This window comes from Gymnodinialimonas sp. JB5-7 (genome assembly GCF_055693405.1).
On the sequence record NZ_JBVFUX010000004.1, the window covers coordinates 796,315 to 812,699 of the forward strand.

At 62.3% G+C, this 16,385-nt stretch carries 15 protein-coding genes and 1 pseudogene; 7 read left to right on the forward strand and 9 right to left on the reverse strand.

Going from position 1 to position 16,385, the window contains the following annotated elements; genetic code table 11:
• Position 1 precedes the first annotated feature (1 nt).
• The 3 genes from rpsR to ACZ1HK_RS04885 all read left to right on the forward strand — a co-directional run bounded on the left by rpsR (position 2) and on the right by ACZ1HK_RS04885 (position 2,260).
• Positions 2-229, forward strand: a complete 228-nt coding sequence (rpsR, locus tag ACZ1HK_RS04875) for a 30S ribosomal protein S18 (RefSeq protein WP_472627707.1) — start codon at positions 2-4, stop codon at positions 227-229.
• Between the two features lie 12 nt (positions 230-241).
• Positions 242-886: a 50S ribosomal protein L9 gene (rplI, locus tag ACZ1HK_RS04880; protein ID WP_472627708.1), complete on the forward strand. Its 645-nt coding sequence runs from the start codon at positions 242-244 to the stop codon at positions 884-886.
• A 180-nt stretch (positions 887-1,066) separates the two neighbouring features.
• Positions 1,067-2,260, forward strand: a complete 1,194-nt coding sequence (locus tag ACZ1HK_RS04885; RefSeq protein WP_472627709.1) for a PQQ-dependent sugar dehydrogenase — start codon at positions 1,067-1,069, stop codon at positions 2,258-2,260.
• A 93-nt stretch (positions 2,261-2,353) separates the two neighbouring features.
• Here the strand turns inward: ACZ1HK_RS04885 and ACZ1HK_RS04890 are convergent, their stop codons facing one another.
• From ACZ1HK_RS04890 to tig, 8 genes and pseudogenes are all read right to left on the reverse strand, one after another.
• Positions 2,354-2,986: a LysE family translocator gene (locus ACZ1HK_RS04890; protein ID WP_472627710.1), complete on the reverse strand. Its 633-nt coding sequence runs from the start codon at positions 2,984-2,986 to the stop codon at positions 2,354-2,356.
• Positions 2,987-3,151: 165 nt separating this feature from the next.
• Positions 3,152-3,385 (reverse strand): hypothetical protein, encoded by a 234-nt coding sequence (locus ACZ1HK_RS04895; protein ID WP_472627711.1) that lies wholly within the window; start codon positions 3,383-3,385, stop codon positions 3,152-3,154.
• A 318-nt stretch (positions 3,386-3,703) separates the two neighbouring features.
• Positions 3,704-4,159: a hypothetical protein gene (locus ACZ1HK_RS04900; RefSeq protein ID WP_368475636.1), complete on the reverse strand. Its 456-nt coding sequence runs from the start codon at positions 4,157-4,159 to the stop codon at positions 3,704-3,706.
• 165 nt (positions 4,160-4,324) lie between these two features.
• A complete protein-coding gene (locus ACZ1HK_RS04905) occupies positions 4,325-5,866 on the reverse strand; it encodes a hypothetical protein (protein WP_472627712.1) in 1,542 nt (513 codons plus the stop codon).
• Between the two features lie 230 nt (positions 5,867-6,096).
• On the reverse strand, positions 6,097-6,474 hold the full coding sequence (locus ACZ1HK_RS04910; protein WP_472627713.1) for a hypothetical protein: 378 nt from the start codon (positions 6,472-6,474) through the stop codon (positions 6,097-6,099).
• Positions 6,475-6,694: 220 nt separating this feature from the next.
• Entirely contained in the window at positions 6,695-7,264 is a 570-nt protein-coding gene (locus ACZ1HK_RS04915) for a hypothetical protein (protein ID WP_472627714.1), read from the reverse strand.
• 160 nt (positions 7,265-7,424) lie between these two features.
• Positions 7,425-7,979 carry a GNAT family N-acetyltransferase gene (locus ACZ1HK_RS04920; protein ID WP_472627715.1) on the reverse strand — a complete coding sequence of 185 codons (555 nt, stop codon included), beginning with the start codon at positions 7,977-7,979 and terminating at the stop codon, positions 7,425-7,427.
• A 97-nt stretch (positions 7,980-8,076) separates the two neighbouring features.
• Positions 8,077-9,404 (reverse strand): annotated as a pseudogene (tig, locus tag ACZ1HK_RS04925) (trigger factor).
• Between the two features lie 544 nt (positions 9,405-9,948).
• Between tig and ACZ1HK_RS04930 the strand changes: the two are divergent.
• Genes ACZ1HK_RS04930 through ACZ1HK_RS04940 form a run of 3 tightly spaced genes read left to right on the forward strand, consistent with a single transcriptional unit; the run spans position 9,949 to position 12,254 of the window.
• On the forward strand, positions 9,949-11,385 hold the full coding sequence (locus ACZ1HK_RS04930; RefSeq protein ID WP_472627716.1) for a serine/threonine-protein kinase: 1,437 nt from the start codon (positions 9,949-9,951) through the stop codon (positions 11,383-11,385).
• Positions 11,300-12,016 (forward strand): hypothetical protein, encoded by a 717-nt coding sequence (locus ACZ1HK_RS04935; protein ID WP_472627717.1) that lies wholly within the window; start codon positions 11,300-11,302, stop codon positions 12,014-12,016. Before ACZ1HK_RS04930 ends, ACZ1HK_RS04935 begins: the two co-directional genes overlap by 86 nt.
• A 1-nt stretch (position 12,017) precedes the next feature.
• A complete protein-coding gene (locus ACZ1HK_RS04940; protein WP_472627718.1) occupies positions 12,018-12,254 on the forward strand; it encodes a hypothetical protein in 237 nt (78 codons plus the stop codon).
• Between the two features lie 7 nt (positions 12,255-12,261).
• On the opposite strand, the gene ACZ1HK_RS04945 is transcribed toward ACZ1HK_RS04940, so the two are convergent.
• Positions 12,262-12,912, reverse strand: a complete 651-nt coding sequence (locus ACZ1HK_RS04945) for a tyrosine-protein phosphatase (protein WP_472627719.1) — start codon at positions 12,910-12,912, stop codon at positions 12,262-12,264.
• Between the two features lie 105 nt (positions 12,913-13,017).
• Here ACZ1HK_RS04945 and ACZ1HK_RS04950 point away from each other — a divergent pair, with 105 nt between their 5' ends.
• Positions 13,018-16,308: a protein kinase domain-containing protein gene (locus ACZ1HK_RS04950; protein WP_472627720.1), complete on the forward strand. Its 3,291-nt coding sequence runs from the start codon at positions 13,018-13,020 to the stop codon at positions 16,306-16,308.
• Positions 16,309-16,385 lie beyond the last annotated feature (77 nt).

The window sequence follows — 16,385 nt, forward strand, 5'->3', positions numbered from 1 at the left end:
CATGGCCGCAAAACCATTCTTCCGCCGCCGCAAGACCGACCCGTTCGAGGGTGAGGGCGCGCCGGTTATCGACTACAAGGACACCCGTCTTCTGCAGCGCTACATCTCTGAGCGTGGCAAGATCGTGCCTTCCCGTATCACCGCAGTCGGTGCCAAGAACCAGCGCAAGCTCGCCAAGGCGATCAAACGTGCCCGGTTCCTCGCCCTCCTGCCCTATGCCGTTAAGTAAGGAGACGAACTGATGGACGTTATCCTGCTGGAACGTGTGGCCAAGCTGGGTCAGATGGGCGAAGTGGTCTCCGTCAAGGAAGGCTACGCGCGCAACTACCTGCTGCCGCAGAAAAAGGCGCTCCGCGCCAACGAGGCCAATATGGCAACCTTCGAAAACCAGAAAGCGCAGCTTGAAGCGCGCAATCTGGAGACGAAGAAAGAAGCCGATGCGCTTGGCGAGAAACTCGATGGACAGCAGTTCATCGTGATCCGCTCGGCATCGGACGCGGGTTCGCTTTACGGCTCGGTCACCACCCGTGACGCGGCTGACGCTGCCACGGCCGAAGGCTTCTCGGTTGATCGCAAGCAGGTCGTGCTGACCGCGCCGATCAAGGATCTGGGCCTGCACGATGTTGTCGTGAAGCTGCACCCCGAAGTTGAGGTGACGATCCAACTCAACGTCGCACGCTCGCCCGAAGAGGCCGAGCTTCAGGCATCGGGCAAATCGATCCAGGAACTGGCGGCCGAAGAAGAGGCGCAAGCCGAATTCGAGATCGCGGAACTCTTTGACGATATCGGCGCGGCACAGCTCGACGAGCTGGAAGGCGGCGACGAGGCCCCTGCTGCAGAAGAGGCATCGGACGAAGCCCCCGCAGAGGACAGCGAAGAGGACTGAACGCCTCCTCCGGCCTCTGGCCGTCCTTGCAGAGAACTTGATGAAGGCCGCTCCATACCGGGGCGGCCTTTTTCGTTGGCAATTTTCAGCTGCGACGAAGCGCGTGAACTTCAGCAGGGGCTGATCGTGGCGGTGATGAACCTATATCCTACCTGAAGCATCCAAATCCGAGAGGCCCCCATGCTCCGCGCCTTGCCCTTTCTTCTGCTTGCCACGCCTCTCGCCGCCCAAACGGCCGTCGATGATGGCACACCAAACCTGCCCGATACGGTACCTGCCTTCCCTGAGCAAACCGATGCGCCGGAGGTCTTCTCGGACGTCACGTTTGACGAAGAAATCATCGTGGGCACCCTTGCGCGCCCCTGGGCGGTAGCGGTGCTGCCGGACGGTGCCGGTTATGTCGTGACAGAGCGCGGCGGCACGTTGCGCCACATCACCCGCGACGGGACAATGGGGCCGGAAATCAGCGGTGTGCCGTCCGTGCGGGCGATCCAGCAGGGCGGGCTGCTGGATGTGGCCCTCTCACCGGACTTTGTCGAGAACCGCGAGCTTTTCCTCACCTACTCCGCCCGCGATGGGCTTGCAGCCTCGGCCACAGCCGTCGCACGCGCCACCTTGTCCGAGGATCATTTGGCGCTGGAGGACGTGACTGAACTCTGGCGCCAAAGCCCTGCATCGGTTGTTCCAGCCCATTTCGGAAGTCGGGTGATCGTGGACCGGTCAGGTATGCTTTTCGTGACCACAGGCGACCGGTTCACACCGGAAAATCGGCTTCTAGCGCAGGATCCGGAAAACGCGAGCTATGGTGTGACGATCCTTACCGAAACCGATGGGACCCCGTTTGTCTACCCGGTTATCGCTGAGGCACATCCGGGCGTCCTTACATATGGCCATCGCAATATTCAGGGTGCTGCCGTGCAGCCGGGAACCGATCTGATCTGGACACTAGAACACGGACCAGCGGGCGGGGATGAATTGAACGTCATCAGACCCGGTGCAAACTACGGCTGGCCCGAGGTCAGCTACGGCGTGAACTACAATGGCTCGGACGTCGGCACAGGCGAGCAGGCCCATGCGCCGGATTATGAGGAGCCGCGTTATTTCTGGGATCCATCCATCGCGCCGTCGGATCTGATTTTCTACGAGGGCGAGATGTTCCCGGAATGGGAGGGAGACATCCTGTTGGGCGCCTTGGCGGGTCGAGCCTTGGTCCGGCTGGATATGGAGGGCGACACCGTGGTGGGCGAAGAGCGGTTGAGGCAAGGCGAGCGGGTGCGGGATGTGGCCGTGGACAACGATGGCGCGATCCTGATCCTGATCGATGATGATCCGGGCAGCCTGATCCGGCTTGTTCCCAACGAAGACGCGGAATAGGCGAAGGTATCACGCGTGAGAAATCCCGTAAGTCATTGAATTTATTTACGTTGTTTGGAGAATTTAACCAAATCTTAAGGATTTCAATCTCGCTCAACCCGCCGTTGAGCGGCTTGCCCGCAAGGCCACCACCCCAGCCACGCCCAAGCAGGCCGCCCCGATCCGGTTGATCAGACGCAGCACAAACGGCCCGCGCAGATACTCTCGCAAACTGCTCGCCAGAACCAGCCAGCCCACCCCATTGATCGCCGCCACCACGGTGAACGTCGCGGTCAACACAGCGAATTGCAGCATCACATCGCCGCCGGGATCCACGAATTGCGGCACGAACGCCATGTAGAAGACCGGCCCTTTGGGATTGAGCGCCGAGATCAGCGTTGATTGCCGGAAGAGCGCACCAAGCGGGCGTTTGGGCGCATCGTCGTCGGTGCGGATGGCCTCGACCGGCGCCGTCCAGAGCCGATAGGCAAGCCACAGCAGATAAAGCGCGCCGACAACCTTCATGGCCGTGAACAAACTCACCGACGCCACCAAAATGGCCCCAGCGCCCGCCAGCGACACGGACATCGCCAGCAATGCGCCAAGCGCCTGCCCCGGCACGGTTGCAAGGCCCGAACGTAGCCCGTCACGGATGCCGTAGGTGACGGTCAGCACGATATTGGGGCCGGGGATGACCACGACGATGGCGCTCGCCACAACAAAGGCCAGCCAGGTTTCGATTGTCATGGATGTGCCTCCCTTTCCTGCCCCCACACAAGCAGCGCTGTGATCCAAAGAAAAGCGACAACTGCGAAAAAGACATCCTGTGCCGTTGCCGACACCAAGGCTTGCAGGAGATTTCACCATGTGGCGTCGCGGCGAGTGCCGTGTGCAGTGGAAAAGACTGCGACTTCAGGTCAACGTTGGGCCGCCGCCAAAGCTTTGGAAACCAGCCGTTGTTTCGGTCACCTCTGCATCCATGTGCTCGATCATCGACATGGCAATCGGCTCAATCTCTTCGTGCCAAACTGGTCCGCCATAGAAAGCGTCTTTCAGCCTTTCGCGGTCTTCGAGGGACTCAAATGCCCGAATCCAATGCACCTTGTCCTGGTCGTCCAGATCCCGCAAAGGCCCGAAGACAAGCATTCCGGCCTCGCACAGAGCCTTGCGGTTCCTTTGCTCAAAAAAGCAATGAAATCGTCGCGACGGCCCGCTTTGATCGTGTAGTGACGGATTTCCAAGATCATCACGCCGACCTCCATGCAATTGCGTGTTCAAACCTTCGCCACACTGAGTAGTTTTGGCAAGGAGAGCCGGCCGCCACGGGCCGCGCCGGCCTCGGAGCGGACGGCGCCTGAGACCACCCTAGGTCATGCAGTGAGTTGGGCTAGTTACTAGCCCACAAACGCAAAACGGCCCGCCGAAGGGCGGGCCGTTCCGTTCAGACCATAAGGTCTTGAAAACTTACCAGGTTTCCATCTGCAGCGTCGCGCCGCAGGTGCTGGTGCCGTAGGTGCCGACCCAAATGTCGTACACGCCGGACTGCGGGCTGTAGAGGTTGATGGCAGGGTTCAGGTTGCCGTAGCTGTCATCGTCGAAGTACCAGTTGCCGGTTGCGTCGTTGACCAGCAGAACCGTGTCGCACGAGCCGATTGCACGGATCTCGAGGCGGTTATAGGCGTGCAGGCCGTCGATCTGGAATTCAAAGTCAGGGCGCGAAATCACGTAGCCCGAGTGGTTCCAGCCACAGTTGCGCAGCGACTGCGAACCGCCAGCAACAACCGAGTAGCTGTTGGGGGTCCAGAGGTCCTGGCCGGTGGTGTAGCCCGTCTGGACGCCCTGGTTCTGCCATGCGGGGCAGGCTGCGGCGATACCAGCGGTGGCGAGAAGGACGGCGGTGGCTGCAAGAAGCTTTTTCATCGTGTGTTACTCCGGGTGTTCTTTTTCTTCGTAGAAGGGGAAAAGTGTTTTGGTCCAAGTGTTTGAGGGCGATGGTGCCCCCGGTGAAGGGTAGGGACACTATCCATTTTTGGCAGAGAGGGCGAAAGTCGGGAAACCCTTACCCTCTCCGGTTGCGGGACTGGATCAGAAGTTCCAGGTCTCCATCTCGATCTCGGCTTCGCAGGCGATTTCAGCGCCAAACGTGCCGACCCAGACATCGACGCGGCCATTGAGGGCAGCGGTATCCGTCAGGTTAAGCTCCGGCTGCAGGTTGCCACCGGAATCGTCATCAAAGTGCCAGTTGCCCTGGGCGTCGTTGACAAGCAGCGTGGTATCGCACGCGCTGCTGACCTCGATCTCAAGGCGACCATAGGTTTCCATGCCCGCAAGCTGGAAGCTGTAATGCGGCTGCGCATTGATCACGCCAGCGCCGGGCAGACCCGAACAGCTGGTCAATGCGGTCACACCACCCGCCTGCACCGTGTAGGTGTCAGGGCTATAGAGTTCCTGCCCATCAGAGACGACCGAGATGCCTTCCAGCGATGTTGTTGGGCAACCCCCAGTCTGCGTGGGTGCAGGGGCTGGAGCGGGTGCCGGTGCAGGGGCAGGAGCCGGAGCGGGCGCCGGTGCAGGAGCAGGCGCTGGGGCCGGTGCCGGGGCTGGAGCCGGTGCTGGGGCTGGTGTCGGCACGGGTGTCGGCACAGGCGTAGGCGCCGGTGTTGGAACCGGTTGCGGCACGGGCTGCGGCACAGGTTGCGGTGCGGGCTGCACGACCGGGATTGCCTGAAGCGTGAAGGTACCAGCGCACGAATTGCCACCGAAGGTCCCAACCCAGACATCGATGCGACCGTTCAGGGCCGATTGCTCGGTGATCGTCAGTTCCGGCTGCAGGTTCCCCTGCCCGTCATCGTTGTAGTACCACGTCGTGTCTGCACCGTTAACCAGAAGCGTGGAGTCACACTCGGCATTGGCGCGCAGTGTCAGGTTGTGGCCCTGCATCTCGGACAAGGTGATGGAGAATTGCGGCACCTGGCTGGCGGTTCCGCCGCCATCGACCGTTGGGCAGGAGCCGACGCTGACACCGCCCGTCGCCTGGGCGATGTAGCTGAGCGGCTGAAGGATCTGGTTGGCGCTGAACGCCAGGGCCGGGCCAGGTACTTCCCAGGTCGGGCAGGCATTGGCGGGTTGCGGGATGGGTTGCGGCACGGGCTGGGGCACAGGGACCGCCGCACCGGTGGCCTGCACGGTCAGCGTGGCAGGGCATCCGCCACCCGAATAGGTGCCGATCCAGATGTCGACCCGCCCGTCTGCAGACGCAGAAGGCAGACGCATGCCGGGCTGAAGGCCGTTGCTGTCATCGTTGAAGAACCACTGGCCGGATGCGTCGTTTACAAGCATCGTCGGGTCACAGCTGGACTGGACGAAAAGATCAAGCTCACGTCCGACCATATTGGTCAATTGCAGCGTGATGTCGGGCGCCGAGCGGAACTGACCAAAGCCAAGATTGCCCAGGCCACATTGAGCGAGTGTGAAATCGCCACCCGCATTGACGTTGAAATTCAGTCCGTTCGCGATCTGCGAGCTATCGTAATTATAGCTGCTTTGGGCCAGTTGGTAGTTTGGGCAAGCCATAGCGGCCCCACCCATGGCAATCATTGCGATCGCGCTTGCTGTCATAAGACGCATGTTGGAATTATCCTTCCTGTAATTGGGGGTCGTTGAAGGGCAATCGACCCGCCGGAAATAGACGTGTGCCTGGTCAGGTTATGGGATGAAATTCCTCCGCCAAACTGCGGAAACCCTGACCTTCGCTTTGCAACCCAAAGGTTAGCGGGCCTCTGGGCGTTCACCAAAAGCTTTTTTCCAAATGATAAAAAACCTGCCGGACCCGTGACTTAGGGCCCGGCAGGGCTGCGTCAGTTGCCGAAGATGCGCTGCCACAGGGTCAGACGCGGCGCTGGACCGCTGCTGTGAATGACGGCCGTGTTCGTGCCGTTTACGGCCACGGTTGTGCCGCCCGAGACGACAAGCGTATTGGCGCCGGCAGGTGCATCTGCTGCAGCCACTTGCATCGCGTCGATCATCGAGCGCACGTCAGAGGCGGCTGGCGCGGCAGCCACAGCAGCCGCTTCCGGAACGCGCACGACATCAGCGACATCAAGTGTCGAGGGCCGCAGCAACGGGCGCGGGGAGCGCAGGACAGTCGTATCCAGCTGCAGTACCGCGATCTCGGCCGGGTCGACCTCAACCACACGCGGTGCTGCGATGCGGTTGCCGAATGTGGCTTGCCCCATCGCACCACGTTCAATCTCAGCGATGAGGGCGTGCGGGTCCAGAATATCGGTGATGTTCTGGGCGAGGGTCGGGGTTGCAAGGGTTGCGGCAAGCGCGGCGATCAGGGGAGTTTATAGGTCATGGGTTTCTCTACTCGATTGTTTTGAAATGGATTTTGAAGGAACCCTGCCCTGCCGAGGCAGGACAAGGGAGGTAAAGTTCAGCGCGACGGCAAGATAATCACCGAGTTGCCGGGACGGTGCGGCAAGGCATAGGGGTTGATGATCGTGGGCCCGCGATGGCCAAAGGAATGGGTGCCGGGCAGATTTCCAAGGGATGCTGCCAGGAAAAGCGCGGACGCGGTACAACATGCGCGATGGACGGACGGTGGTCCAACCGTTCCTGCACGCTTTCCAGAAGTGCTTCGACGTCGGCCATGGGATGATCGGACCAGCCGAAGAGCTGCGGCGCAGGCGGATGGTAGGGGGTGTAGTCATCGTAAAGCTCGGCAACTTCGGCCCACTCGTCCGCGTAAAGCGCCCAACGCTTGGCGGCATCAGCCTGTGCGCGCGGGATCAAGTCAAGCAAATCGGTTGCATCCAAATCGGAATAGCGATCCGCGCCGGGCACGCTGCACGCCACGCCGAAGCGCTCGCACAAGTCGACCATGCGGTCGAAGGCGGGGCTTTCGAATGGGGCAAGCCCGTCTGACAGGTCAGGCCGCGGCAGGAGGGGGATGATCGTGTCAGCCGAGGCGGCGGGAACAACCGCTGCAAGGCCAACAATGGCTAGGAGGGTGGGTTTCAACATGGGTCAGGGCTTTCAAAAACGGGTGCATAAAAAGACGTGCATAAAAGGGAGTTGCCGTTGACCGGCGTTTGATCAAAGCTGCATCCAGCCGGCGTTGTTATACAACCGCCGGGGCGCGTTATCTGATAACAGATCCCGCTAACGCTTTAGTTTGGTGGAATTAATCCAGATCGGCGCGGACAGACAAAAACCGCTGGCGCGTGATCTCCATCAGCAAATCATCGTGCCAGATTTCACCGATTTTGAGCGATCTCGGCAGCCGCGCAACCGTTTCGAATCCGCAAGCCGTGTAGCAGCGAATAGCGCGTTCGTTGAATTCCAGAACGCGCAGGTCAATCATCTCAAGCGCCATGGTATCGAAGCCATGGCAAAGCGTCTGAACGATCGCCTGATGGCCATAACCGCGGCCCAGATCCTCTTCCGCAAAAAGACCCACAGCAAGGCGCGCGGTGCAGTCAGCTTCGTCATGGCTGTGCAGGCGAACCTCGCCAACGGCGCGCCCCTCGACCTCTATGATCCGCGCGAAGGGATGATCCCGAAGCCATTCAAACCAGCCCTCGGACCGGGCAAGGTTGGCGGTGGGCGGGATCTCGGGATCGCCACCATACATGATGTGGATTTCGCGCGAATGCGGCAGGGCGAGGTGCATCTCAATATCGGCAGGCACCGGAGCCCGGAGCACCACGAGAGGCTTGGGATTATGATCTTTTGGCATGGGCCTCCCCTCCCCTGCGCGCAACGTCTGGCTCGTCTGCCAATAAAAAACGCGCCGCCAAGTGGCAGCGCGCTTTGTTACGTAACGTAAAGTCCGCTTATTCCTCGTCGAGGGCGTCGACGGCTTTCTTGAGATCGTCTTTAGAGACCTCTTTTTCGGTCACTTTCGCCAGCTCGCCGATGAAATCGACAACCTTGTCTTCGAACAGAGGCGCGCGGACCTGCTGTTGTGCGGCCTGGTTCTGCTGGATGAATTCGAAGAACGCGCGTTCCTGACCCGGGTACTGGCGCGCCTGGTTCATGATGGCTTGCGTCATTTCGGCGTCCGAGACCTGCACATCATTTTTCTGGCCAAGCTCGGCCAGCAGAAGGCCCAGCTTCACCCGGCGCTCAGCCAGTTTGGTGTGCTCATCTGTCGGCTCGATCTCCAGGGTGATCATGGCCTTCGACGTCCGGGTTTTCCTCGTGCCACAGCTGGTGTGCGATCTGGTCTGCCTCGGCCTTCACAAGCGAGGGCGGCAGGTCGAACGATACGACGTCGTCAAGCTGGTCCAGCAGAGCCGCGCTTCATCACAGCGCGCGCGGCACCGGCATATTCGGCTTGCAGACGCTCGGTGATCTGGCCCTTCAGCGCGTCGAGGTCCTCGGCGCCGAACTTCTTGGCCAGCTCGTCATCGATTTCCGCCGGAACGGGCTTTTTCACTTCCTTGACGGTGCAGGCGAACACGGCGGCTTTGCCCGCCAGATGCTCGGCCTGGTAATCTTCGGGGAAGGTCACTTCGACGTCTTTCTCGTCTTTCGCCTTCACGCCAACAAGCTGCTCTTCAAAGCCGGGGATGAACTGGCCGGAACCCAGGACCAGCGGGAAGTCTTCAGCGGAGCCACCGTCAAATGCTTCGCCGTCCACGGTGCCAACAAAGTCGAAGACAACCTGGTCACCGTCCGCGGCCTTGCCCTTCTTGGTGGCGAAGTTCTGGGCGTTGTCGGCGAGGTTTTTCAAGGCTTCGTCAATCTCGTCATCGCCGGGCTTCACGACCAGCTTTTCGAGTTTGATCTTCTTGTAGTCGACCTCTGGGATCTCGGGCAGCTTTTCGTAGGACATGGAAACGACGATATCGTCGCCTTCTTTCCAATCCTCGTTGGTCATTTTGACCTCGGGCTGCATCGCGGGGCGGTCACCGGACTCGTCCAGATGGCCCTGCATTGCCTCGTCGACCGATTCCTGCATCGCCTCACCCATAACGCGGGGGCCGAACTGCTTTTTCAGCAGCGCCATGGGCACCTTGCCCTTGCGGAAGCCCTTCATCTCGACCTCAGGCTGCGCCTCTTCCAGCTTGGAATTCACACGCGCTTCAAGGTCGCCCGCCGTGACGGTGATCTGGTATTCGCGCTTCAGGCCCTCGGAAAGGGTTTCGGTGATCTGCATGTTTGTCCTCGTGACGGCTAGGCGGCGATCAGGCAAAACCAATTGCCCGCGCCGTTCAGGTCGGGTGAAAATTTGCGCCGTTCTATGGGGCTGCGGCCCGGTCCGCAAGGGGGTCGGAGGCTTGGCAAAGAGGCTTTGGGTTGCTTTGATGCACCAACCGACGGAGGAGCGATGGATCCGTGCCGAAAATGACGTGCATAACCAACAGACAAAGGGAAGAGGCCGCGCGCCGTGGCTTTGCGGTTCTGATCCTCGAGATCGCTGCCACCGAAGCGCCCCGTTGGTGGATTTCGCGACCAGCGCAGGCTGGCCAGCCACGATATGCGATGGGTCGAGATCACGCTGTTGGGCGCGCTTGCGCTTCCGGCGCTTTTGACCTTGGCGTTCTGACGGGGGTTTTACCGCCTATGCGCCCGCGCGTAAGGGAATCCCGACATTTACTTTCCCCCTAGCGTTTACCATATTTAAGGGAACCACGACCTGAGCCCCCTTCGCGCCAGCTGCCCAAAAAATGGCGCCCCTTCAAAGGCCGGACCCGGACAAGATGAGCGACGATCCCAGCAAAACGCGCGTGCTGCCTGACGGCCCAGCCGGGGAATTACCCGTGGGCGCCGAATTGTCGTCGGGGATGTACCGCGTCACGGGCCGGATCGCGGCGGGTGGTTTTGGCATCACCTACGAAGCGCGTGACAATCTCGACCGGAAAGTTGCGATCAAGGAGTGCTTTCCGGCGGGCCTGGCCTTGCGCGCGGGCGATTTCACCGTCTCAGCCGCCAGCGCCTCAACCGCCGAGCCGTTTGAGACGGCGCGCAACCTGTTCCTGCGCGAAGCCCGCACGCTCGCGGCCCTGCGTCACCCCAACATCGTTCATGTCCAGACGCTGTTTGAGGAGAACGGCACCGCCTATATGGCGATGGATTATATCGACGGGCGCGACCTTCAGCACATCATCGACAATGAACGCGACAAGCTGACGCCGGCTTACGTGATGGAGCTGACGCGCACGCTTCTGGGCGCGCTGGACTACCTGCACCGCGACGCGCCTGAGCGTGGCAAGGAACGGCTGCTGCACCGCGATATCAAGCCGGCCAATATCCGTATCGACCCGCTCGACATGCCGGTGATCATCGATTTCGGCGCAGCGCGACAGGAAACCAAGAACCGCTCCCGCGCGGCAGGAACGTTCCGCGTGGTCTCGGACGGCTATTCACCCAACGAATTCTATGTGGCGGGCACCGAACAGGGCCCGGCCTCGGACCTCTATTCGCTGGCGGCCACGCTGCACCATTGCATTGCGGGCAGCGCACCTGCCCCGGCGGATGAGCGTGCGCAGAAGGTCTCAAACGGCGAAGACGATCCGTATGAGCCCATCGCAGGCCGCTTCCCCGACCATGACCCGCGCCTGCTGGCGCTGATCGACCGCGCGCTGTCGCGGCCCCTGAAAGACCGCCCCGCCGATGCAGCGGCCTGGTTCTCGGCCATGCCCGATGCCACCACCCGTATCGTTGCAGCAGCACCCGCCGCGGCCGTGGTCGCAGCCGATACGTCGCCCACCCCGGCGGAGACACAGCAGGGCAGCGGAAGCTTCTGGAAAGGGGCCGCCGTTGGTGGCGGTCTTCTCGCGCTTCTTGGGGGCGGTGCCTACTTCGTCTTGCCCGATGGCAGCCCCGCCGCGGGCGGGGATGCCGAGATGCAGCGCATGCTGGATGAAGCCACGTCCGCCCGTACCGATCTTGAGGCCGAACTGGCTGCGATGGCAACCGAAGCCAGTGAATTGCAGGCAGAAGTTGCCAACGCCGCCCAAGCCCGCGACATCGCAGAGGCACGCGTGGGCGAATTGGGTGACACGGTCGCCGATCTGCGCGCCCAATTGGCCGCTGCCGAAGAAGGTGGGGATGCGACCGCCGTCGAACTGCGAAATCAGGCTGAGCCAGGCCCTGACGGATCAGGACAGCGCCCGCGAGACGCAATTGACGCTTGAGGCCGAAGTGGCCAGCCTGCAGGCGGCCCTGGAGGCCGCGCGTGCGGAGGCCCCAGCGCCTGAAGAAATGGCGCAACTGCAATCCGCCCGGGCGGAGGCAGAGGCCGAACAAGCCGCCGCAGAAGCGCGCGCCGACGCGCTTGCGGCAGAGCTTGCCGCACTTGAGGCCGCGATTGAGGCCGGCGGTGGCGAGATCGACGCAGAAGCCCTTGCCGCGCTGGAGGCCGAGCGTGACGCCGCCACACGCAACGTCGAGCGCGCGCAGGCCGACCTGCAACGCATGGCCGAGGATCTGTCGGAGGCCGAGGCAGAGGCCGACCGTCTGACAATGGAACTGCGCGAGGCGCGCGCCGAAATCGAGTTGATGCTGGCCAGCGGCACGACGCCCAACCCCGGCCCCAACACCCCCGGTGGGAACGTGACCGGCGGCGGCGGGGGCACAGCCGCCAATTGCCCGACCTGGGCCGTACCAGGTGCGGAACTCCGTTATACGGGCACCGAGATTTACACGCCCCAGACAGCGCTTTTGCGCGCCAGCGGCACGGCCGACCTGGCCAATTGCGCGGACTTGCCCGCCAACGTCACAGGGCTTCGTCGATCAGATCCCGGACTTCACGCTTTATACGTCTGAGATGGCCCAGTTCCGGCGGTTGGAATTGGAGGTTGAAGCCGATGAATGTGACACGATCCTGCTGGTGAACACGCAGGACACGGTTTGGCATTTCGATGACAATACCGGCAGCATTACGGCCCCGCTTCTGAACCTTACCGGGCAGGCCGCGATTGAGGGGCGCATCGACATCTGGGTCGGCACCATCGACGGTGCCGGGTGTGACGCAACGCTTGAGATCGAAACCTGGCTGAACTGACCAACGGCTATAACGCGGTTTCGTCGTATTCCGCGTCGATCCATTGCCTGAGCGATATGTCACCCTGCTTCAGGCGCGCCTCATAGGCATCAAGGAACCGATCCAACACACCCGTCTTGGACCAGCTGAGGTGCAAATGGCGCAGGCCCAAGGCGCGCCGGGCCTCGGCCACCGGTCGCCCTTCCACGTGGATCGCCCAAAGGGCCGCTGCAAGACCCGTCCGATCCGCCCCCGATTTGCAGTGGATCAACGCGGGCCGTTCGAGCGTATCGAACACATCGAGCAACTCCAAAAGCCGGATGCGGCGCGGTGCCTCTCGCGCTGTTAGTGCGACATTGCGCAGACGAAGCCCCAGCGCTGCGCATGTGCGTGCCTCGAATTCGTGGACAGCCAGCTGAGCGGGGCGCAGGCTGATCACCTCCACAATGCCGCGCGCTTTCCACTGGCGAAGCGCCCTCTCATCAGGGTGGTTGGCCCGGTAGAGGCCGGGCGCTATCTGGCCCTCGTTGCGCCAATACCGGCGCAGAAATCCGTGATCATTGACCGCCGCAAACAGGTGGCCCTGCCACCGGCCAAGGTCGCTATCGATCTGGTGATCGTAGCGTCCGCGCGCGACATCCCATGCCCCGTGCAGCTTTTGCGAAATCGTCAATGTCATCGCGCTTGACGTGTCGCAGCAGGGACAAGATTGCAAGCCCTTCACATACGATACGGAAAACATGCGTTTACAGGCGGATGCGCGCGCGCAATTGTGCCTTCAGCCATGGCTGATGAAACACCAACCCCACGCGGCCCCGACGCCGTCACGCATCAATTGCCCGCCGGAGAGCTTCCTCCGGGCTGGATGCTGTTGGGTGGCCAGTACGAGATCAAGCGCCTGATTGCATCGGGCGGGTTCGGCATCACCTATCTTGCACAAGATACCCTTGGGCGGGATGTGGCGGTGAAGGAATGCTTCCCGTTAGGGCTGGCGCAACGTCAGGCCGCGACCCACGCGGTCAGCGCAACCTCCGCCGGCACGTCTGAACATTTCGAAACCGCGCGCGCGCAATTCCTGCGTGAGGCACGGATGCTGGCCCGGCTCCGTCATCCCAATGTGGTGCATGTGCAAACCCTGTTTGAAGAGAACGGCACCGCCTATATGGCAATGGATTTCATCCATGGCCGCGATCTGCAGGAAGAGATCGTGGGCGCCGACGGCGCCTTCTCCCCCCACCGCGTTCTGGAACTGGCGCGCGATCTGCTGGGGGCGCTGAAGTACATTCACGACCAATCGGTCCTCCACCGCGATATCAAGCCGCAGAATATCCGCATAGATCGGTTCGGTATGCCGATGCTGATCGATTTCGGCGCCGCACGCGCGGAAACACAGGCGCGCTCGCGCATGGCAGGCACGTTCCGGGTGGTGACGGACGGCTACAGCCCGCACGAATTCTACGTATCGGGCGCGCAACAGGGTCCCTATTCGGACCTATATGCCCTCGCCGCGACGCTGCATCACGTCATCACCGGTGCGGCCCCCATCGCGGCAGACGAACGCGCCAGCGCGATTGCGACGGGCCAGCCGGACCCATACCAGCCGATTGCAGACCTCCACCCCGACCATGATGGACGCCTTCTGCATCTGATCGACCGCGCCCTGCGCATGACCCCGGGTGATAGGCCAAGAGATGCGGGCGCGTGGCTTGCCGCTTTGGCCGATGCGCCCACAACGATGGTCACACCGATGGCCATGCCCGATGCGGTGGCCCCTGCCCCGGCCCGATCCGGCGGGCGGTTTGTGGGCGGCGCAGTGCTTGGCGCGCTTCTGGCCGCTGCCGTCGGCGGCGGCATCTGGTCGACGCAGCCGGCATGGCTGACCCCCGGCATGGACGAGATGATGGCCGAGATGGGCCGTCTGGAGACGGCTCTGGCCGAAGCTGAGGCCGCGCGCGGTGCCGCAGAGGCAGAGCTGACGACATTGCAATCCGCCCTGACCGCGGCTGAGGAAAACCTCACGCGTCTGGAAACCGCCGATGGCGACATGGCCGCAACCATGGCCGAGCTTGATGAAGCCCGCGCTGCACGCGACGCCGCCGCGGCGCAGGTCGCCGATCTGGAACGCTCGCTTGAGACATTGGCCGTGACCCAGGCCGCGCTGGAAGACGCCCGCGCGGCGCGTGACGCTGCCACACAACGGGCCACCGCACTGGCCGAAGAAAACGCATCCGCCACCAACCAGATCACCGCGTTGGAAGGGCAACTGGCCGAAGCGCAGGCCAGCTTGGCTGCGGCTCTGGCCGCCTCCGATGGTTTGACGCAAGACGTGCAGACCGCTGCCGCTGACATTGCGCGGTTGGAGCAGGAACTCACCTCGGAACGCACGCGGGCCGCCGCCTTGGCCAATGTCGACAATGACCTGACCGCGGCTGAGGCTGCGCTGGCCACCGCCGCCAGCGACATCGCAGACCTGGAGGCACGCCTGGCCGCAGCCCTTGAGGCGGGCGAAGGCTCCGACGCGATGCGCGCGGAAATGGACCGGCTTGGAGGCGCGTTGGAGGTATCAGAGGCAGAGCGCGCTCGGCTGCTTGCAGATCTTGCCGAAGCCGAAGAAGCGGCTGGAAACAGTGATGCCAATCTCTCGGAAATCGACCGCCTGCGCGCGCGCATCGCCGATCTGGAGGCCGAGAATGCAAATCTCCAGGCGGCCTTGGCCCTGACCGAAGCCGCGCTGGCCGACGCTTTGGGCGAAGGCCCCATGTATCTGGTAGAGACCGCCACGCTCAGCGCGCCCAACGGAACCCTGTCACTGCTGCCGCGCTTCTCGTGGGATAATGCCACCGTGGGTCTTGTCGACAGCACGGGCGGCATTGCCCTGTTCGACCGGGACAGCGGCGTCTACCAGGCCCATCTCGCGCGCGGTATTCCCGACACGATCACGCGGTTGGGGTTTTCGATGGAAGGCGGCTACGCCATCGCCACCACCGGCCCCGGCACGCCGAACCGCCTGTATGACATCACCAACCGCCGCGAAATCCTGCGCTTTGAGCCGACCACGGTCACCACCGCAAACCGCGCCATTTCCCGCAGCGAGACCCATTTCGTCTACACCCGCGCCAGTGTCGGCGGACAGACAGACATCGTTCTGGTCGATCTGGCCAACACGACCCTTGGCGCGCCGTCCGAGCAAATCCTGACCTCGGTGCCTGATGGGACAACCGTGCGGGTCACATTCGCGGAGAACGCGGACCAGATCACCGTCATCACACCCAGCCTTGTGCGCGTGTTTGAGACGGATGGCCGCCTGACCCGAACTGCTGGAAACCGCATAGGGTCTTTCGTTGCCATGTCGCCCATGGGCGGCGATCAGGGGCTCTTGATCCTGCGCAATGATGGCGGTGTTACGCTTTTCGACAACGCCCTCGACCAGCGCGAATTGGCCGATTTTCCGCCCACTTCGCCCTATACCCGCTACCGGCTTTCGGGCGACCGTTTGAGCTTCATGCGCGCCAGCGACACCGAATGGGAAATCATTGATCTGGTCGGACGTTCCATTCGCGGCAGCGGCCCCATGCCGGATGCGACGTCCGAGGCCTTCATCTCCGTCTCCTCCGATGGGGAGATGCTGTTCATCGGGGCATCTGGCGGCAGCACGGCGCAACTGATTGATGTGGCAAGTGGTGGCGTGCTGCACGAATTCGGCGAGGCCGAGCAGGGCTATTTCAGTTTCGACAACAGCCATATCGCCGTCGGCAGCCCCGATCAGCCGCAAGCCACGATCTTCCGGCGGGAGGGCAGCCCGCCCGAGCCGCTGTTTGACGAACCCGCAATTGTGAATATCGCGCCACAAGCCCCAGCGCCGGCACCAGGCGCCACGTGTGGATACGGGCACATGCAGCCCGATGGCGCTCAACTCAGACCTCACCGATTTAGTCCCCGATTTCATCGACGATCGCCGCCTCTTTGCGGGCGATGCTGGCGGGCCAATGAACCTGTTGGAATGCTGGTCCGTTCATCCCGATGGTCTGACCGAGGTGATCGAGAACGCACCCGCACCCTTGTTCATTTCCCCTGAGCCCATGGTGTCCCTCAGCATGACCGCGACATCCCGCGCGCTTAACCTTGATGTGAGTGGCCGCGCCTCGTGCAACG